At 68.7% G+C, this 18,818-nt stretch carries 18 protein-coding genes; 7 read left to right on the top strand and 11 right to left on the bottom strand.

Features of this window, described 5'->3' with window-relative positions; all coding sequences use genetic code 11:
• Positions 1–49: 49 nt before the first annotated feature.
• A complete protein-coding gene (gene glnA / locus ACQCX5_RS03995) occupies positions 50–1,471 on the bottom strand; it encodes a type I glutamate--ammonia ligase (RefSeq protein WP_434540677.1) in 1,422 nt (473 codons plus the stop codon).
• Positions 1,472–1,580: 109 nt separating this feature from the next.
• Here glnA and ACQCX5_RS03990 point away from each other — a divergent pair, with 109 nt between their 5' ends.
• Positions 1,581–2,015 (top strand): RDD family protein, encoded by a 435-nt coding sequence (locus ACQCX5_RS03990; RefSeq protein WP_434540676.1) that lies wholly within the window; start codon positions 1,581–1,583, stop codon positions 2,013–2,015.
• Between the two features lie 13 nt (positions 2,016–2,028).
• Entirely contained in the window at positions 2,029–3,150 is a 1,122-nt protein-coding gene (locus ACQCX5_RS03985) for a glycosyltransferase (protein WP_434540675.1), read from the top strand.
• On the opposite strand, the gene ACQCX5_RS03980 is transcribed toward ACQCX5_RS03985, so the two are convergent.
• A complete protein-coding gene (locus ACQCX5_RS03980; RefSeq protein ID WP_434540674.1) occupies positions 3,139–3,948 on the bottom strand; it encodes an isocitrate lyase/PEP mutase family protein in 810 nt (269 codons plus the stop codon). The two genes, ACQCX5_RS03985 and ACQCX5_RS03980, sit on opposite strands and share 12 nt — an antisense overlap.
• 147 nt (positions 3,949–4,095) lie before the next feature.
• Here ACQCX5_RS03980 and ACQCX5_RS03975 point away from each other — a divergent pair, with 147 nt between their 5' ends.
• Both ACQCX5_RS03975 and ACQCX5_RS03970 read left to right on the top strand, forming a co-directional pair.
• Complete coding sequence (locus ACQCX5_RS03975) at positions 4,096–5,691, top strand: DHA2 family efflux MFS transporter permease subunit (protein WP_434540673.1); 1,596 nt, start codon at positions 4,096–4,098, stop codon at positions 5,689–5,691.
• Positions 5,688–6,155, top strand: coding sequence for a MarR family winged helix-turn-helix transcriptional regulator (locus ACQCX5_RS03970; RefSeq protein WP_434540672.1), 468 nt, complete (start codon positions 5,688–5,690; stop codon positions 6,153–6,155). Before ACQCX5_RS03975 ends, ACQCX5_RS03970 begins: the two co-directional genes overlap by 4 nt.
• Before the next feature lie 9 nt (positions 6,156–6,164).
• Here the strand turns inward: ACQCX5_RS03970 and ACQCX5_RS03965 are convergent, their stop codons facing one another.
• Positions 6,165–6,734: a helix-turn-helix domain-containing protein gene (locus ACQCX5_RS03965; RefSeq protein WP_434540671.1), complete on the bottom strand. Its 570-nt coding sequence runs from the start codon at positions 6,732–6,734 to the stop codon at positions 6,165–6,167.
• Between the two features lie 73 nt (positions 6,735–6,807).
• Between ACQCX5_RS03965 and ACQCX5_RS03960 the strand changes: the two genes are divergently transcribed.
• Both ACQCX5_RS03960 and ACQCX5_RS03955 read left to right on the top strand, forming a co-directional pair.
• Positions 6,808–7,761: an NAD(P)/FAD-dependent oxidoreductase gene (locus ACQCX5_RS03960; protein ID WP_434540670.1), complete on the top strand. Its 954-nt coding sequence runs from the start codon at positions 6,808–6,810 to the stop codon at positions 7,759–7,761.
• Complete coding sequence (locus tag ACQCX5_RS03955; protein WP_434540669.1) at positions 7,758–8,387, top strand: class I SAM-dependent methyltransferase; 630 nt, start codon at positions 7,758–7,760, stop codon at positions 8,385–8,387. The genes ACQCX5_RS03960 and ACQCX5_RS03955 overlap by 4 nt, the downstream gene beginning before the upstream one ends.
• A gap of 114 nt (positions 8,388–8,501) precedes the next feature.
• Here ACQCX5_RS03955 and ACQCX5_RS03950 read toward each other — a convergent pair whose 3' ends face one another.
• From ACQCX5_RS03950 to lipB, 5 genes are read right to left on the bottom strand one after another with little or no spacing between them, the layout of a single operon-like run.
• Positions 8,502–9,545, bottom strand: coding sequence for an NAD(P)-dependent alcohol dehydrogenase (locus ACQCX5_RS03950; RefSeq protein ID WP_434540668.1), 1,044 nt, complete (start codon positions 9,543–9,545; stop codon positions 8,502–8,504).
• Between the two features lie 46 nt (positions 9,546–9,591).
• Positions 9,592–11,391 carry an ABC-F family ATP-binding cassette domain-containing protein gene (locus tag ACQCX5_RS03945; protein WP_434540667.1) on the bottom strand — a complete coding sequence of 600 codons (1,800 nt, stop codon included), beginning with the start codon at positions 11,389–11,391 and terminating at the stop codon, positions 9,592–9,594.
• 2 nt (positions 11,392–11,393) lie between these two features.
• Complete coding sequence (locus tag ACQCX5_RS03940; protein WP_434540666.1) at positions 11,394–12,155, bottom strand: DUF4191 domain-containing protein; 762 nt, start codon at positions 12,153–12,155, stop codon at positions 11,394–11,396.
• Between the two features lie 57 nt (positions 12,156–12,212).
• Positions 12,213–13,181, bottom strand: coding sequence for a lipoyl synthase (gene lipA / locus ACQCX5_RS03935; protein ID WP_434540665.1), 969 nt, complete (start codon positions 13,179–13,181; stop codon positions 12,213–12,215).
• 33 nt (positions 13,182–13,214) lie between these two features.
• Positions 13,215–13,925 carry a lipoyl(octanoyl) transferase LipB gene (gene lipB / locus ACQCX5_RS03930; RefSeq protein WP_434540664.1) on the bottom strand — a complete coding sequence of 237 codons (711 nt, stop codon included), beginning with the start codon at positions 13,923–13,925 and terminating at the stop codon, positions 13,215–13,217.
• Positions 13,926–13,982: 57 nt separating this feature from the next.
• On the opposite strand from lipB, the gene thpR reads away from it, so the two are divergent.
• Positions 13,983–14,540 carry an RNA 2',3'-cyclic phosphodiesterase gene (gene thpR, locus ACQCX5_RS03925; protein ID WP_434540663.1) on the top strand — a complete coding sequence of 186 codons (558 nt, stop codon included), beginning with the start codon at positions 13,983–13,985 and terminating at the stop codon, positions 14,538–14,540.
• Between the two features lie 49 nt (positions 14,541–14,589).
• Here the strand turns inward: thpR and ACQCX5_RS03920 are convergent, their stop codons facing one another.
• From ACQCX5_RS03920 to ACQCX5_RS03910, 3 genes are all read right to left on the bottom strand, one after another.
• Positions 14,590–15,234, bottom strand: coding sequence for an NADPH-dependent F420 reductase (locus ACQCX5_RS03920; RefSeq protein ID WP_434540662.1), 645 nt, complete (start codon positions 15,232–15,234; stop codon positions 14,590–14,592).
• Between the two features lie 219 nt (positions 15,235–15,453).
• Complete coding sequence (locus ACQCX5_RS03915) at positions 15,454–17,436, bottom strand: ABC1 kinase family protein (RefSeq protein ID WP_434540661.1); 1,983 nt, start codon at positions 17,434–17,436, stop codon at positions 15,454–15,456.
• A gap of 85 nt (positions 17,437–17,521) precedes the next feature.
• Positions 17,522–18,574, bottom strand: a complete 1,053-nt coding sequence (locus ACQCX5_RS03910; RefSeq protein WP_434540660.1) for a hypothetical protein — start codon at positions 18,572–18,574, stop codon at positions 17,522–17,524.
• Positions 18,575–18,818 lie beyond the last annotated feature (244 nt).

Below are 18,818 nucleotides of genomic sequence, written 5' to 3'. Positions count from 1 at the left end.
GGGTGTGCCCGGGAGCCAGTGACTCCCGGGCACATTGCACTGGGTGAGCTCAGATGCTGAAGTACAGGTCGAACTCGTAGGGGTGCGGGCGCTGGCGCAGGGCGTCAACCTCGGCGCGCTTGAGCTCGATCCACGTCTCGATCAGGTCGGGGGTGAACACGTCGCCTGCGAGCAGGAACTCGTGGTCCGCCTCGAGCGCATCGAGCACCTCGGACAGGTCGGCCGGCACCTGGTTGACCTGGGCGTGCTCCTCGGGGGGCAGTTCGTAGAGGTCCTTGTCGATCGGGGCCGGGGGCTCGATCTTGTTCTGGATGCCGTCGAGGCCGGCCAGCAGCATCGCGGCGAACGCCAGGTAGGGGTTCGACGACGGGTCGGGGCAGCGGAACTCGACGCGCTTGGCCTTCGGGTTCGAACCGGTGATCGGGATGCGCATGCAGGCCGAGCGGTTGCGCTGGCTGTAGACCAGGTTGACGGGGGCCTCGAAGCCCGGCACCAGGCGGTGGTAGGAGTTCACCGACGGGTTGGTGAAGGCCAGCAGCGCCGGGGCGTGGGCCAGGATGCCGCCGATGTACCAGCGGGCCAGGTCGGAGAGCCCGGCGTAGCCGTTCTCGTCATAGAACAGCGGGACGCCGTTTTCCCACAGCGAGCTGTGCACGTGCATGCCCGAGCCGTTGTCGCCGAAGATCGGCTTCGGCATGAAGGTGGCGGTCTTGCCGGCCTCCCAGGCCACGTTCTTGACGATGTACTTGAACTTCATCACGTCGTCGGCGCTTGTCAGCATGGTGTCGAAACGCCAGTTGATCTCGGCCTGGCCGGCGGTGCCGACCTCGTGGTGGGCGCGCTCGATGATCAGGCCGCTGTTCTCGAGCACCTTGACGATGTTGTCGCGCAGGTCGGCGAAGTGGTCGGTGGGGCTGACCGGGAAGTAGCCGCCCTTGTACTTGACCTTGTAGCCGCGGTTGCCGCCGTCCTCGGCGCGGCCGGTGTTCCAGGCAGCTGCCTCGGAATCGATCGCGTAGTAGGAGCCGTTCGCCTTGGTCTCGTAGCGCACGTCGTCGAAGACGTAGAACTCGGCCTCGGGGGCGAAGAAGGCGGTGTCGGCGATGCCGGTGCTCCGCAGGTATTCCTCAGCCTTGCGAGCGATGTTGCGCGGGTCGCGGCTGTAGGGCTCCTTGGTGATCGGGTCGTGCACGAAGAAGTTGACCACCAGCGTCTTGGCATCGCGGAAGGGGTCGATGAAGGCGCTGGTCGGGTCGGGGAGCAGCGCCATGTCCGACTCGTGGATCTTCTGGAAACCCGTGATCGACGACCCGTCGAACGACAGGCCGTCCTCGAAGACTGCCTGATCGAACGAGCCCGCAGGCACCGTGAAGTGCTGCATCACACCGGGCAGGTCGCAGAAGCGGATGTCGACCATCTCGACACCCTCATCGCGGATGTAGGCGAGCAGGTCGTCAGCTCCCTGGAACATGGTTCCCTCCATCGTTTTCGAACGTTTTCCCTGAAGGTAGTCGCACCGGATTGCCCGACAGTGTCGGCCATGTTTCGGTCGTGTAACACCCTCGGGCTAGCCTAGGGGCATGCCGAGCGCCCATGTCGAAGAATCCCCCAGCTACCCCGGGGAACGGCTCGGCCTGCCCGAAACCGGACGCGGTTCGTTGGCGACGTGGCGTGCCCGTGTGGCCGCGCTTCTGATCGACTGGGCGGCCTGCCTGGTCGTCGCGATTGCGTCATTCGGCACCAGCGTGATGCGCGAATCCACCTGGACGGCGCAGATGCCGCTGGTCATCTTCTTCGTGGAGGCCGCGATCCTGACGGCGTTCGTCGGCGGGTCGTTCGGCCAGGTGGTGGCCCGTGTCGCCGTCGTGCGGGTGGACGGACGCCCGCTGGTGTGGTGGCAGGCGGTGCTGCGCAGCGCGCTGAAGTGCCTTGTCGTGCCGATGTTGATCGTGGGCATGGACCGGCGCAATGCCGCCGACCTGATGCTCGGCACGGTCGTGGTGAACCGGCGATGATCGTGAACCGCGCATGATCATCGTGTGTGGTCGCGGTGTGCCCACCCCGGACGCGCCGCTGCTGGGGCTCTTCGAGCTCGACCAGACCCGCGCGCTGCACGATGCCGGCCGGCAGGTGGTCTATTGCGGCCTTGATGTGCGTTCGCTGCGCCGCTGGCGCCGTTGGGGGCTGGTGCATGGCGAGACGGGCGGCGTCCCGACCGTGACGCTGAATGCACCTCTGGGGCGGTTGCCGCACCGGTTGAAGCTGGCAGTGATGCGGCGGCTGTGGGACGTGCTGTTGGGCGCGGCGGTGCGTCGTCATGGACGTCCCGAGGTGGTGCACGGCCACTTCCTGGCGTGGACGGCGCCCCTTGCCGGGGCTCGGCTGGTGCGTGGCACGCCGCTGGTGGTGACCGAGCACTGGTCGCGGTTGAGCGGCGCGATCGATGCCGAAGTGCGCGACCTGGGTCGGGCCGTCTATGGGCGGGCGGCGGCCGTGCTCGCCGTCAGCAGCCCCCTGGCGGCGACCATCGAGCGGGAGTTCGGCATCACCGCCCAGGTCGTCCCCGACATGATCGACGTCGACACGTTCGCCCCGGTCGCAGCGGCCACCCGCGAGCCGGGGGTGCGGCTGGTCACGTGCGGCAACCTGATCGCCCGCAAGAACATCGACGGGCTGTTGCGGGCGTTTGCTGCTGTCGCACCGGCTGCGGCCACCTTGACCGTCATTGGCCAGGGCCCGGAACGCGCGGCGCTCGAAGCACTCACCGGGCAGCTGGGCATCAGTGACCGGGTGCGGTTCACCGGCCGACTCAGCCGCGAGCAGATGGCGGCCGAGTATGCACGGGCCACGGGGTTTGCGCTGGCGAGCCATGCCGAGACGTTCGGCATGGTCTGGGCCGAGGCGCTGGCGGCCGGCCTGCCCGTGCTGGCCACTCGTTGCGGTGGGCCCGAGGACTTCGTGGGTGACGACAACGGTGTGCTCGTCTCCGACGACCCCGACGCGATCGCGTCCGGGCTGGGCGAGTTGTGCGCCGGGATCACTGCGGGGCGGTGGTCGTCCGGGGAACTGTCGCGGCAGGCGGGGGAGCGGTTCAGCCCCCAGGCCGTCACCGGGCAGGTGCTGACGGTCTATGCCGGCTCAGGGGGCTGAGAGCAGGGCATCGACGTCGGGCAGGTCGACGAAGCCCGACACCGTGCCGTCGCGGGCGAGTTCGCCGGCCGCAGCCAGGAATGCCTTCCATGCGGTCCTCGCCAGCACACCGCCCGTGCTGATGCGCCGCACGCCCAGCTCGGCGGCCTGTGCTGCGGTGATGAACGGCTTGTTGACCAGCAGGTTCACCGGTTTGGGGGCCACTGCCGAGACCACGGCAGCCACGTCGTGGTGCGAGGTGATCCGTGGCACGTACAGGCAGTCCGCCCCCGCCTCGGCGAAGGCCACCAGCCGCCGGATGGCCTCGTCCAGGTCGGGCTGGTCCCACACGAACCCCTCGGTACGCGCCGTCAGGACGACGCCAGTGCCGCTGTCGTCGATCGCGGCCCGCGCAGCGCGGATGCGCTCGACGGCGAAGTCGAACTCGAGCAGCGGAGCGGCGGGGTCGCCCGAGTAGTCCTCGATGGACAACCCGGCGATGCCCGTTCCGCATGCCCGGGTGACGTTCTCGACGAGGTCACCGGGGTCGAGGGCATAGCCGTTCTGGAAGTCGGCATTGAGGGGCGCATGGGTGGCTGCGGCCACGAGCTGCAGGTGGGCGAGGGCCTCGTCCAGGGTGAGGGTGTTGTCGGGTTTGCCGGTCGTCCAGGCGAACCCTGCGCTGGTGGTGGCCAGTGCGGCGAACCCCATGCCCGCGAGCAGCCGGGCGCTGCCGACATCCCAGGGGTTCGGCATGACGAAGCAGCCTGCCTCGTGGAGTCGTCGGAACTCAGCAGTCCGGGCTGCGATGGTGCCCATGGCCCCAGCGTAGGGCCGCGGGTGATGGATGTCACGATCTGTTTGACTCGGGTCAACCATCGGCGTATTGTTGACCAACGTCAAATGTTGACCGGAGTCATGGACTTGTCGTGAGCGTGGCGCCGCGTGCTGTGAAAGAAGACTCCTGTGACCCAGAAACAACAACGCGGGGTGCTCGAGGCGTTGTCGGGCCTGTTGCTCGGCATGTTCGTCTCGATGCTCGCCTCGACCGTGGTGGGCAGCTCGCTGCCCGTGATCATCCACGACCTGCAGGGTGATGAGCGCGACTACACCTGGGTGGTCACGGCGATGCTGCTGACCAACGCCATCTCGACCCCGATCTGGGGCAAGCTGGCCGACCTGTTCAGCCGCAAGATGCTCTACCAGCTCTCAATCGTGATTTTCGTGCTGGCAAGCGCCACGGCCGGGTTCGCGCAGAACCCCGAGATGCTGATCGCGTCCCGCGCCGTGCAGGGCATCGGCGCCGGTGGCCTGGCGGCCCTCAGCCAGGTGATCATGGCCGACATCATCAGTCCGCGTGACCGTGGCCGCTACATGGGCCTGTTCGGCGGAGTCATGGCACTGGCCACCGTTGGTGGGCCGCTGCTCGGCGGCGTGATCACCGACGGCTGGGGCTGGCGCTGGAACTTCTTCGTGGCACTGCCCGTCGCCATCGTGGCGCTCGTGATCGTGCAGTCGACGCTGCACCTGCCCAAGGGCGAGAAGCGCAAGGTGTCGATCGACTACCTGGGCATCGTGTTGCTGTCGGTGAGCGTCGCGTTGCTGCTGATCTGGGTGACCAATGCCGGCAGTGACTACGGCTGGTGGTCGGCCACGACCGTGTGGATGGTCGGCCTGGCCCTGGTCGCGGCGGTGGCGTTCGTGTTCGTCGAACTGCGTGCCGAAGACCCGTTGATCCCGCTGAACCTGTTCGCCAACCGCACCTTCACACTGAGCGTGGTGGCCTCGATCGCCACCGGCATTGCGATGTTCGGTGCCTCGGTGTTCCTGAGCCAGTACATGCAGCTGGCGCGTGGCGCCTCGCCCACGAAGGCCGGGCTGATGACCACCCCCATGATGATCGGGGTGCTGGCCAGCTCGATGATCGTCGGCCAGCTGATCACCCGCACCGGCAGGTGGAAGCCCTATGTCGTGGCTGGTTCCGTGCTGCTGATCGCCGGGTCGTACCTGCTCACCACGATCGAGTACGACACCAACTTCGGGCTGGTCTCGCTGTACATGCTGCTGATGGGCGCCGGTGTCGGCATGACCATGCAGAACCTGGTGCTGGTGGTGCAGAACACCTCGCGCCCTGACCAGATCGGTGTCGCCAGCTCGGGGGTGGCGTTCTTCCGCAGCCTGGGTGGCACCATCGGTGTCTCGGTCATGGGTGCGGTGATGGCCAACCAGACCGCCCACCTGATCGGCGAGGCTCGTCCCGCGATCGGTGCCGCACTGCGGGGCCTGGGAGACCAGGCCGGCTACTGGACCCAGCAGCTGTCGAGCGGTGCCGTGCCCCGCGTGGCCGACATGCCGCCCGCGCTGCGGGTGATTTTCGAGCAGGCCTATGCCGGTGGCATCACCACCGCATTCTGGGTAGGTGTGCCGCTGGCGATCGTCAGCCTGGTGGCGATCCTGGCCCTGCCCAATGAGCCGCTGACCAGCAAGACCGCCACCGAGCGGGTCGCCGAGCTGGGCGATGCTGAGGCTGAGCCCGAGCCGCAGGTAGTGTCGCAGCGATGAATGAGGTGCTCGACCTGCAGTCGCCGGACCGTGATGTGGCGGTCCGGCGACTCGAGATGGCCATGGACCAGTTCGGCCGCCGGGTGCGTGACTACTACCGTGATGCCTGCGAGAAGTTCTCGCCGGGCATGCTGCCATTCACGTTCAAGGTGCTCACCACCATCGATCGCCTCGGGCCCGTCCCCGTGTCGGCCGTCGCCGACCACCTCGTGGCCGACAAGGGCCAGGTCAGCAGGGCCGTCACCGACCTCGAGGGCCGCGGGCTGGTCGTCCGCACCGCTGACCCGACTGATGCCAGGGTGCGACTGGTCGCGGTGCCCGAGGCCACCAAGGCGTCGATCGCCGAGGCGCGGGCGCCATTCAGCCAGCTGCTGGCCGACGGGCTCGCCGGCTTCGGGGTCGACGAGATCGACCACTTCACCCGGCTGCTCAACCGGTTGGTCGAGGGCGTGCCCACGGAATAGGTCGGTCGCTCAATCCTGCGGCTGCGCGGTGACGGCGTGCGTGTGCATGCGCACGCCGTCATCGTTGAAGATGCTGATCACCTGCGCGGGTCGTCCGCCTGCCGCCGACATCGCGTGGGGTGTGCGGGTGTCGAACTCGGCTGCCTCGCCGCTGGTGAGCACCAGGTCCTGTTCCCCGAGCCGCAGCCGCAGGCGTCCCGAGATCACATACAGCCATTCATAGCCGTCGTGCACCTTGAGCGAGGGCAGGTCGTCCACGGGTGGGTAGGTGATCTTGTAGGTGTGCACGGGCGAGCCCTCGGGGGCGAGCGGGGCGATGACCAGACCATCTCGCCGGATCACGGGGCGGCGCACCCGCGGGTCAGGGGCAGCCATGGTGACCAGGTCGTCGACGCGGATGCCCAGGTGCCGGGTGAGCGGCAGCAGCAGTTCGAGGCTGGCCTGGCGCTTGCCCGATTCAAGCCGTGACAGGGTGCTGGCCGACATGCCGGCACGTGAGGCCAGGTCCTCGAGCGTCCAGCCGCGCTCCATGCGCGCCGCGCGCAATCGTGGGCCCACCTGGGCGAGTTCGTCACGCATGGGTTTCCTCCCGGTGTTTGCTGATTCCGCAAGAAGTCTTGCACAACGGTCAACCGCGGGGTCCACTTGAGGCATGACCACTCACCAACCTTCGCCGCCCTGGGACGTCATCGTCGTCGGCGGCAGCGCCGCCGGCCTCTCGACCGCCCTGATGCTCGGACGAGCCCGCCGCCGCGTGCTCGTGGTCGACGCAGGCCAGCCCCGCAACCGCTTCGCCGAGCACATGCACGGAGTGCTCGGCCATGAGGGCCGCTCCCCGGGTGACCTGGTGCGCCAGGGCCGGGACGAATGCACCGGTTACGGCGTGGAATTCGTCCACGGCACCGCGACGCATGTGACCGACGAAGCTGCCGACGGACTGCTGGTGGGCATCAACACGGCCGATGGCGAGCGCCGCGAACGGACGAGGGCGCTGGTGCTGGCCACCGGCATCACCGACCAGTTGGCGCCCGTGCCGGGCCTCGCCGCGCACTGGGGCACCGACGTGCTGCATTGCCCCTATTGCCACGGATGGGAGGTGCGCGACCAGCGGCTGGGCGTGCTGGCCGTCTCGCCGATGTCGCTGCACCAGGCCCACATGGTGCGCCAGTGGAGCGACGATGTCGTGTTGTTCAGCGCCGCTGCCGGCGAGCTCGACACGGCCGAGCGGGCCAGGCTGGCCGCCCGCGGCGTCGAGGTCGTGGAGTCGCCGGCAGCCGAGGTGCTTGCCGAGGGCGGGCGCATCACGGGCGTGCGCACCCACGACGGCCGAACGGTCGCGATCGACGCCCTGTTCACCTTTGGCCTGCCGATACCGCACGACGACTGCGTCGCCGACCTGGGTCTGACCCGCGCCGAGATGCCCGGGCTGGGCAGCTTCATCGCCGTGGACCCCTCCGGGCACACGAGCCATGAACGCATCTGGGCCGCCGGCAATGTGGTGAACCCGATGGCCAACGTGCCCGTGGCCATGGCCGCCGGTGCCATGGCCGGCGCCGTGGCGAACGGCTGGCTCGTCGACCAGGACTTCGAACTGGCGGGCGCATGAGCACCGCCGCAGAGTTCTGGGAGCAGCGCTACGCCGACGGGCCCGGCGTCTGGTCTGGTCGGGTCAACGCCACCCTCGCCCAGTTCGCCGCCGACCTCACGCCGGGCACTGCGCTCGACCTGGGCTGCGGCGAGGGTGGCGACGTGATCTGGCTGGCCGGGCGCGGCTGGCAGGTGACCGGCGTCGACCTGTCACCCACCGCCGTGGCCCGGGGACGAGCCGCAGCCGGGGCAGCAGGCATCCCGGACGGGGCCGTGCGGCTCGAGGCTGCCGACCTCGCCACCTGGGTGGCACCCGTTACCTACGACCTGGTGACGGCCTCGTTCCTGCAGTCCTGGCCGGCCGAGCTGCCACGCGACGAGATCCTGCACCGGGCCACCGGCTTTGTTGCACCCGGCGGCCACCTGCTGGTCGTCGCCCACGCCGAGGCGCCGCCGTGGTCGAACCATCACCACCAGCATGGGCGCATCTTCCCGACGCCGCAGGGCGACCTGGCAGCGTTGCGGCTCGACCCGGACGAATGGCAGGTGCTGGTCTGCGAGACCCGCGAGCGGCAGGCCACCGGCCCCGATGGCAACCCGGCGCACCTGGTCGACAGCGTGGTGTTCGTCAGGCGGGTGGGATGAACTGGCCCAGCAGCGTGCATCGACCGGACCGATTCAGCCCGTTCCAGCCGTTTTCGGCCCGGTCGATGCACACTGCTGGGCGCTGCTTGTTCCTCAGACGAGCCGAGGTCCCGCTCAGAACGTCGAGGTGTCGATGACGAACCGGAACATCACGTCGCCGGCAACGACCCGGTCATAGGCCGCATCGACCTCGTCGACACCGATCTTCTCGATGCGCGCGGCCAGCCCGTGCTCGGCGCAGAAGTCGAGCATCTGCTGGGTCTCGGCGATGCCGCCGATGTTCGAGCCCGTCAGCACCTTGTTGCCGCCGATCAGGCTGCCTGCCCGGATCTGCATTGCCTCGGGCGGTGCCCCGACGACCGCCATCACACCGAACGGCTTCAGCAGCTTCAGGTACTTGCCCAGGTCGATCTCGGCGCTGATGGTGTTCAGGATGAAGTCGAACTCACCCGCATGCTGCTCGAAGAAGCCGTCCTCGGTGGTCGAGAGCGTGCGGGCGGCACCGAGATCTTTCGCCACCTCGGCCTTCTTCAGCGTCCGCGACAGCACCGTGACGTCGGCGCCCTTCGCCGCGGCGATCTGGACGCCCATGTGGCCAAGACCGCCGAGCCCCAGGATGGCGACCTTCTGGCCCTGCCTGACGTCCCAGCGGGCAATGGGGGAGTAGGTCGTGATGCCGGCGCACAGCAGCGGGGCGGCCTCGTCGAGCTCGAGCGCGTCCGGGATGCGGCAGACGAACCGCTCGTTGACGACGACCTTCTCGGAATAGCCGCCCTGGGTGATGGTGCCGTCGACATCCTCGACGTCGTACGTGCCGATCGACCCGTTCAGGCAGAAGTTCTCATACCCCTGTCGGCACATCTCGCACTCGCCGCAGGAGTTGACCATGCAGCCGACGCCGACACGGTCGCCGACCTGCCAGCGGGTCACGGCGTCACCGACAGCCGAGACGACACCGGCGATCTCGTGGCCGACGGCCAGCGGGAAGTGGGCCGGGCCCCACTCGTTGCGGATGGTGTGGATGTCGCTGTGGCAGATGCCTGCCGCCTTGATGTCAATGACCACGTCGTCGCTGCGCGGGTCGCGACGCTCGATCGTGGTCACCTGGAACGGTGCGGTCGGGCCCGACTTCTGCAGGGCCTTGATGGTGATGGGCATGTGGTGTCCTCCTCAGTGGCCAGCCTATGTCGCCGGGCTCCAGCCCCTATTCGACGGTCTCGCTGAGCTCGTACCAGCGTTCTTCGAGCTCACGCAGTTCAGCTTCGAGTTCACCGATCCGCGCCATCTCGGCCGCCAGCCCCACGTAGTCGGACGGGTCGTGGTCGGCCAGGGCGTTCTGGGCGTCGGTGACCTGCTGGGACAGCCGGTCCATCTTGCGTTCGGTGGCCGCGAGTTCCTTCTGGGCGGTGCGCAGTTCGGCGCTGGACAATCCCGAGGTGGCCACCTGCGGTGCAGGTTCGGGCGCGACCCGCGCGACAGGCGCCGCCTGTTCGGCCTCACGCAGGCGCAGGTACTCGTCCACGCCCCCGGGCAGGTGCCGCAGCCGCCCACCGACGATCGCGTACTGCTGGTCGGTCACCCGCTCGAGGAAGTAGCGGTCGTGCGAGACGACCACCAGCGTGCCCGGCCACGAGTCGAGCAGGTCTTCGAGCGCGGCGAGCATGTCGGTGTCGAGGTCGTTCGTGGGCTCGTCGAGGATCAGCACGTTCGGCTGGTCGAGCAGGATCATCAGCAACTGCAGCCGCCGCTGCTGCCCACCCGACAGATCCTTGACGGGCGTCGACAGTTGTGCGGACGAGAAACCCAGCCGTTCCAGCAGCTGGCCCGGGGTGAGCTCCGCGGCCTTCGAACCGGTGCCGAAGGTGTACGTGGTGCGCAGCCGGCCGATGATGGTGCGGACGGGCTCATCGAGGTGCTCGTCCAGCTCGTCCATGCGCTGGCTCAGCGTGGCCACCTTGACGGTGCTGCCGCGTTTGACGCGCCCACCGGTGGGGGTGATGTTGCCCGCGACGAGCCCCAGCAGCGTGGACTTGCCGGCACCGTTGACGCCGAGGATGCCGGTGCGCTCGCCGGGGGCCAGCCGCCACTCGATGCCGCGCAGCACCGGCCGCCCGTCGTAGCTGACCGACGCGTCGACCAGGTCGACGACGTCCTTGCCCAACCGCGAGACGGCCAGCGACTGCAGTTCGGTGGGGTTGCGCAGCTCGGGCACATCGGCAATCAGCGCGTTGGCGGCCTCGATGCGGAACTTGGGTTTGCTGGTGCGGGCCGGTGCACCGCGGCGCAGCCAGGCGAGCTCTTTGCGGGCCAGGTTCTGGCGGCGCTGCTCGATCGCGGCGGCCTGTCGGTCTCGTTCGACGCGCTGCAGGATGTAGGCGGCATAGCCCCCCTCGAAGGGCTCGACGATGCGGTCGTGCACTTCCCAGGTGGCGGTGGCGACCTCGTCGAGGAACCAGCGGTCGTGGGTGACCACCAGCAGCCCACCCGCGTTCGGCGCCCAGCGGCGCTTCAGGTGCCCCGCGAGCCAGGTGATGGCCTCGACGTCGAGGTGGTTGGTGGGTTCGTCGAGCGCCAGCACGTCATGCTCGCCGACCAGCAGCCGCGCCAGGGCGACGCGGCGGCGCTGGCCGCCGGACAGTTCACCGAGCCGGGCGTCCCAGGCCAGGTCACCCAGCAGGCCCGCGATGATGTCGCGCACCTTGGGGTCGCCGGCCCACTCGTGTTCGGGGGTGTCCCCGACGACCGCCTGCCCGATGGTCTGGTCGTCGTCGAGGGTGTCGCCCTGGTCGAGCACCCCGATCGTGATGCCGCCGCGCGCGGTGACTCGTCCGGAATCGGGGACGAGTCGACCGGCGAGCATCGCGAGCAGGCTTGACTTGCCATCGCCATTGCGGCCGACGATGCCGACGCGGTCACCCTCGTTGACGCCGAGCGTGACCGCATCAAAGACGACCTTGGTGGGAAACTCCAGGTGCAGGGCTTCCGCCCCGAGAAGGTGTGCCACCCTCAGCGGCCACGCATGGCCTGGCGCGCACCCCGGGTGTTGATCGGACCCTTGGGGATGGGCATGCGTGCACGCATCGCATCGATGGCCACCAGGCGCTGCTTGACCTCGGCCACCTTGGCGGCGTCCATGGTCTTCGGCAGCTTCTTGATGTGGTCGGCCAGCTTGTCGAGCGGCACCTGGCCCTCTTTGTCGCCCATGGCGATGGTGGTGACCTTGACGCCGTAGGCCACCTGCTCGTGGCGCTTGACCTCGGTGGCGAGCAGCTGCTTGACCCGGGTGGGCTCACCCTCAGAGATCAGGATCAGGCCGCCCGGACCGAGTGCCCGGTGCACCACGTCGAAGCTCTTGTTCGCGGCGATCGCGGGGCTGGTGATCCACTTCTTCTTGTCGAGCATGCCCAGCGCGATCTCGGCCGAGCCCGCCTGGCCCTCGAACTTGCGGTAGACCGAACGCTTCACCCGGCGCAGGAAGACCAGCATCGCGAAGGTGATGCCGAGCAGCACGCCGAGCACCAGCCACATCCAGAACGGTTCGAGGAAGATCGCGGCGATGCCGCCCAGCAGCACACCGATCAGACCCGCGCCGATGAGGTACCACGGCAGCGCCGGGTCGAACTCCTTGGCCATCTTGTAGGTCTCGACAAGCTGGCGCACCTGCCCCCAGTCCTTGGGGTCGTCAGAGTTCTTCCGACGTTCCTTCTCGGCCTTCGCCTGGGCCTTCTGCTTGGCCTCGAGCTCTTTGGCCTTCTCGCTGCGCGCCATCTCTTCCTCGTGGTGCTGGGGGTGGGTGGTGGGTGGGGTGTCGTCCGGGGACGGGGGTCAGACCGCGACCTGCTCGGGGATGAAAACTCCCTCGGGCAGCGGGGTGCCGCGCTCTTCCATCGCCTGACGGTACAGGCGCCCGGCCCGGTATGACGAACGCACCATCGGGCCGCTCATGACGCCCGAGTAGCCGATCTCGCGCGCCTCTTCGGCGAGTTCCTCGAACTCGAGCGGGGTCACCCAGCGGTCGATCGGGTGCAGCAGCGAGCTGGGGCGCAGGTACTGCGTGATGGTGATGATCTCGGTGCCGGCGTCGAACAGGTCCTGCAGCGCCTGGCTGATTTCTTCACGGGTCTCGCCCATGCCCAGGATCAGGTTCGACTTGGTGACCAGGCCGGCCTCGCGGCTCATGGTGAGCACGTTCAGCGAACGGTCGTAGCGGAACCCGGGACGGATGCGCTTGAAGATGCGCGGCACCGTCTCGACGTTGTGGGCGAAGACCTCGGGACGGGCATCGAACAGCTGCTGCAGCAGCTCGCGGCGTCCCGAGAAGTCGGGGGCCAGCATCTCGACACCGACGCCGGGGTTCTGGTCGTGGATCTGGCGGATGGTCTCCGAATACAGCCATGCGCCCTCGTCCTCGAGGTCGTCACGGCACACACCGGTGACGGTGGCGTAGCGCAGGCCCATCGTCTTGACCGACTCGCCGACACGGAACGGTTCGCCGCGGTCGTAGCCCTCGGGCTTGCGCGATTCGATCTGGCAGAAGTCGCAGCGGCGGGTGCAGGAATCGCCACCGATCAGGAACGTCGCCTCACGGTCTTCCCAGCATTCGAAGATGTTGGGACAACCCGCTTCCTGGCACACGGTGTGCAGTCCCTCGTCCCGAACCAGCCCTTGCAACTCCTGGTACGCAGGCCCCATGCGCGCGGTGGTCTTGATCCACTCAGGTTTGCGTTCGATCGGGGTCTGGGAGTTCTTGGCTTCTACCCGCAGCAGGCGGCGTCCCTCCGGTGCAACAGTCACCCCGTGAGTCTACTCCACGCGGCAGCGCTCGGGTCAGCCGACCAGTTCGTGCAGGTCGGGGGACGAAGCGTAGGGCTCGAAGGCCATCATCTCGGCCAGGAACGGCTCGAGGCCCTTGCCGGCCTCGGCGAGGCTGGGGGAGCGCCCGAGCTCGGTCAGCACGGCCGCGACCCCCGCGTCGGCGATGCCGCACGGGATGATGTTGTCGAACGCGCCGGTGGTGTTGGTCAGGTTCAGCGCGAACCCGTGGACGGTGGTGCGCCGGGCGACCCTGATGCCGATGGCGCAGATTTTTCGCTCAGGGCGCACCCCGTCGGCCGCCAGCCACACCCCGGTGCGGTCCTGCACTCGTCCGGTCGTCAGCCCCAGGGTCGCGAGGTAGCGGATGACCGCCTCTTCGACACGGCGCACGTAGTCGACGACGCCGACCTGGCCGGGCAGGAAGACGATGGGGTAACCGACGAGCTGGCCCGGGCCGTGCCAGGTGATCTTGCCGCCGCGGTCGACGTCGACGACGGGGGTGCCGTCGAACGGACGTTCCTCGGGCAACGTCTTGCGCCCGGCGGTGTAGACCGGCTCGTGCTCGACATAGAGCACCTGGTTCGGGATCTCGTGGGCGGCGACGCGGGCCTGCACCTGGCGTTGGTATTCCCACATGGGCAGGTACGGCGAGAGCCGGGGCGGGTTCTCGGTGAAGCCGAGGTACTGGAACTCGAGGCCTACGGGGTGCTGCACGTCGTTCATCACCGGCAAGGCTACCCCTGTGTTGTCGGGAGTGCGGTGCTGCGTAGAGTGCGCAGGGTGGGAGCCCGCCTGTTCACCGCCGTACTGCCACCGGACGAGGTGGTGGCGCAGCTGTCGACGTGGCTCGAGCCACGGCGCGACGCCGATGCGCGTGAGTGGCGCTGGACCACGCCGGAGGGCTGGCACCTGACCACCTGTTTCATGGGCGCGGTGCCGGACAACGTCGTGGACCGGCTGGTCGAGGGGCTGTCGGGCGTGGCCGCGCGCACGCCGGGCTTTGAGGTGCGGGTCGAGGGGGCGTTGTGCTTCCCGGACGCTGCGCGGGCGAGGATCCTGGCGCTGGGGGTCACCGTCGGCCACGAGCCGCTCGAGGTGCTGGCGGGGGCCTGTCGCGGGGTGGCCTCGCACGTCGGCGCGGCCCCGGACGGCGCGAAGTTCCGGGGACACCTGACGCTGGGACGGGCCCGCAAGCCGTTTGATGCGACGCGCTGGGTGCACGTCGTGGACGCGTTCCCGGGGTGGACGTGGCGGGCTGCGGAGCTGGTACTGGTCGAGTCGCACCTGTCCGACCGGGGCAGTCGCTACGAGGTGCTGGAACGGTTCGCGCTGTCGTGACCCGGGGAGTGAGCCGCCGCGCCCCTGGCGTTGGGGGCGTGACGGCTGGTCAGCTAGCGAGCTCGGACTGCAGGCCCAACTGCTCGCGGATGCCGTCGGCGGTGAAGGCACCGTTGAAGATGGGGGTGCCGGGCTCGACGCCGGCGCCGGCGGCCAGCGGGCACGCCAGGACGGCGTCGAAGCCGATCCGGTCGACCAGGTCTGCGACGGCCGCGGACGCCTCGGGGTGGTCGGAGGCGACCAGCAGCGCGCGTCGTCCGGGGGCGCCCTTGGGCAGCGACTGCTCTTCGAGGTCGTGGTAGCCGATGTGGTTGAACGTCTTGACCACGCGTGACTGGTGGAAGTGCTGGGCCACGACCTCGCTGCTGGACTGCTCGGGGTCGTCGAACGCGGCGATCGCACCGTCGACCGGGGCCCAGTAGTTCATGGCGTCGACGACGACCTTGCCCGCGAGCATGGTGGGGTCGACTGTCGTGTGCTTGTGCAGCGGCACGGCGACGATGACGATGTCGGCATCGCGCACGGCATCGGCGGCGTCGCGGGCGGTGGCTCCGGGGATGACGACCTCGGTGAGCAGGGCGATCTCGCTGGCGGGTGCGGAACTGGCGACGCTGACCTGGTAGCCGGCGGCGACGGCGGCACGCGCCAATGCGGAGCCGACCTTGCCCACACCCAGCACTGCGATCCTGCTCACGAGGCCCCCTGTGATGATCGGAATTGGTTGACGGGTCAACCAGTCTTCAGTGGGGGCAACAAGGGCAGGGGTCGAGATATTCCGGGGGTTGGGCTGGGTCCGGGGGCTTGCTCGTCCGGGATCTTGCAGAAGTGGCAGCAGGGTCGCGTGTGCAGCCGGGATCGGCTGGATCGCTTGCGGAACTGGCACTGGTGTCACGTGTGCAGGTTTGGCGCAACCTCAATCGCGGCGGTGGAACATCTGCACCACCACACGCAGCGCCAGGACGAACCCGGCGAAGGTCAGCAGGTAGCCGAACAGCGCCATCAACGACACCCCGGGCAAGAACGCCGGGCCGCTCGTGGTCGTGACCAGCAGGATGCCCCCGAGCACCGCTGCCGCAGCCAGCATGGCGCCGGTCACCTGTTGCACCAGCCCCGTGACGTAGCGGCGGTCGTCCGGGTGTGAAATGAACCGCACATGCGCCTGGAAGCTGCCGTTCTCGAGGTCTTCGGTGATGCGGGCCAGCGACCGGGGCATGCGCTCGAGCAGCGGCAGCATCTGCGCCAACCGGGTGGTCACCTCATGCTTGAGAGTCTCCGGGGTCATGTCGCCGACCATGGACGAACCGAATTCACGCGCGTCGGCGACGAGGTCGAGGCGCGGGTCAAGCAGGCCGAGCGTGCCCTCGAGGGCGCCGAGCGCCCGCAGCGCCGCAGCCAGCATCGGCGGGATACGGAAGCCGTGGCGCACCACGATGCCCATGAGCGAACCGAACACTTCCATGGATCCGCCGCCTGCACGCACCTGGGTGATGAGTCCGCCGAGGTCGCGGCGCAGCGCACGTTCGTCGACGCGTTCGGGTGGGTCGAGCAGCAGCATCAGCACGTCCATGGCCGCGGTGGGGTCGTCGCGGTCAATGGCCAACAGCAGTTGCACCAGCTGCTGGCGCGATGCGGCGTCCAACCGACCGACTGAACCGAAGTCGAGCAGACCCACGCGGCCGTCCGGCCAGACCATCAGGTTGCCGGCGTGCAGGTCGGCATGGAACGTGCCGGTGCGGAACACCTGGTCGAGCACCGCGCCGAGCAGGTCGCTCGCCATGGCGCGGCGGGTCTCGGGCGCGATGGATTCGACCAGCTCGGCGGACTGGCTGAGCGGGGTGCCGTCGAGGCGCTGCATCACCAGCACCCGGTCGGTGCTGAGGTCGGACTCGATGCGCGGCACCGTGACCCGGGGGTGGTTCGCCACACCGGCGGCGATGGCGCGGGTGTTGGCGGCCTCGACGGTGTAGTTGAGCTCTTCGCGCAGGGAGGTGGCGAAGCCATTGACGAGGCTGACCAGGTCCATGCGCTGGGCCCAGCGGGTGGCGGCCTGCAACTGCCCGGCGAGCGACTGCAACGTGGCGAGGTCGGTGGCGACCTGCTCGGCCGCTCCCGGACGCTGCACCTTGACGACCACGTCGGTGCCGTCGTGCAGGGTGGCGCGGTGCACCTGCCCGAGCGAGGCCGAGGCGATCTGGTTCGGCTCGACCGTGGCGAATGCCTCGTCCGGGGTGCGGCCCAGCGATTCGGTGATGACCGTGGCGACCTGCGACCACGGGATGGGGGTGGCGCGGTTCTGCAGGGTGCTGAGCTCGCGGATGTAGGGCTCGGGCAGCAGGTCGCTGCGGGTCGAGAGCATCTGGCCGAGCTTGACGAAGGTGACCCCGGCCTCGTTGAGGGCGTTGCGCAGGGCGCGGGCGGTCTCGTCGTGGTTGCTGCGGCCCCGCCCGAAGCCCCGCAACTGGGAGCTGAGGCCGTGGCGGGCGGCGATCGCCGCGATCGTGGTGTTGCGACGGGCCTGCTGCCAGCGCCGACCCCAGCCCAGGAACAGGTGCTGGGGCGCGGGCAGGCTGCCGGTGGGCACCAGGATCTCGAGGCCCACGAGCGCGGCGGCCGCTGCAGCGAACGTCCACAGCACCACAACGAGCGCGAGGGCCGCCACCTGACCGGGGGAGTCCCTGGCCAGGGCGATGAAATGCTCACTGCGTCCTGCCCAGGTGGTGATGCCCTGCAGCACCAGCAGGCCGATCAAGGTCACCACCAGCGTGCGGACCATGCCGGTGCGCACACCGAGAACCCGGCGCACGGCGGCACCGAGCAGCCAGGTCTGCAGCGCGAGGGCCGCGAGGCTCAGCAGGGCCGTGAGCAGGCTGCCCGCGCCGGAGAGGAATTCGACCATGCGGTCATCCTAGGGAGCGGGATGCGCCGGGTTGGGTGGTGTCAGGGGCGAACCGGGGTGGGTGCGAGGCATGTGCCTGGGCCGCTCACTGGCAGGCGTCGACGTAAATCCATTCGAGCTGGGTCATCCGCAGCTTGCCCGCCGAGTCACGGGTGAAGTGGGCGAAATAGATGCGGGGCCCCTGGAGGACCTCTTGCCCGTTGCCCTTGGTGTAGGTGAAGGTGGAGCGGTCGAAGCAACTCGTCAGGGCCACCAAGCTCTTGCCCCGCTGGCGTGGCCACTCGGTCACCCGCCCCGGGCGGGACTGACCGGTGGCGGCGAAGGTGCCATCGTTGGTGCGGTAGTACTCCAGTTCCCAGACGATGCGGTTGCGGGCCTCGCCGGCGAGCAGCGGCTCGAACCCGCTCTTGGAGTAGTCCTGGTAGTTCAGGCCACCCGCAGCCAGGTGCTTCTCGTAGAGGGCGAACGTGTCGGTGTAGATCTTGGCCGCCTCGGCAACCAGGGCCGGACTGGCTTTCCTGGGTGAACAGGAGTCGACGTCAAGGGTGGTGTACTCGAAGACCTTCAACAGCCCGTCGGCGTCGCGCTTGAGATAGACGATGTACTGCTCGTCGTTGCGGCCCCACCCGGCGCCGGTGTTGTCCTGCAGGCGGTAGTCGTCGCTCTGGCCAAGGCATCCCGTCAGGGCGACGAGCGATCCGGAGTCCATCGCAGGATAGGTCTTGATGTTGTACAGGTGCTCGGTGCCCCGCGCGAGGCGGTAGCCATTCTGGTGCCAATCGGTGGCATCCATCACGGCATTCATCAGCGCGCTGCCCATCAGGTATTTGGTGTATTCCGGGGGCACCTTCTCGAAGGTGAAGCCGCCATCCAGTTTGACCTGTTCGGCTCGGCTCGCCATGTGCAGGAAGACTGTGGTGGCCTCCGAGACGAGCGCGGCGGGGGCGGGTGGCACTGTGGGTCTCGGCGTGGACGACGTGGGTGATGCCGACGCAGACGAGGCTGCGACTGACGGGGCCGACGCCGTGTTGGTGGGCGATTCGATGGTGCTGTCGGTGCCGCTGGTGCATCCGGCGACGAGGGCGATGGCGGCGCTCAGGGCGATGAGCCCGCTGAGGCGTGAGGGGGTGCGGGGCATGAGGTCTCCTTCTCTCGAAGAAGAGCCAATCGGTCGCCCGGTGCAGTTCAGCCGCCGCGCCCACGACGGACGACACCTGCGGCCTGATGGCCAACACCTGCCTCGTCCCGGACAACACCTGAATGGCCCAGGACAACACCAGGTGCCGATGGTGCGGGTGTCCGGCCCCCGATCTCCAACACCTGGCTGGCGTTGTTCGACGTAGCTGGTCTCTAGAGCGCCAGCCACGTCGAACAACGCCAGC

This window comes from Aestuariimicrobium sp. G57, from assembly GCF_050110855.1.
GTDB lineage: Bacteria > Actinomycetota > Actinomycetes > Propionibacteriales > Propionibacteriaceae > Aestuariimicrobium.
This window is presented reverse-complemented; position numbering and strand designations above follow the sequence as displayed.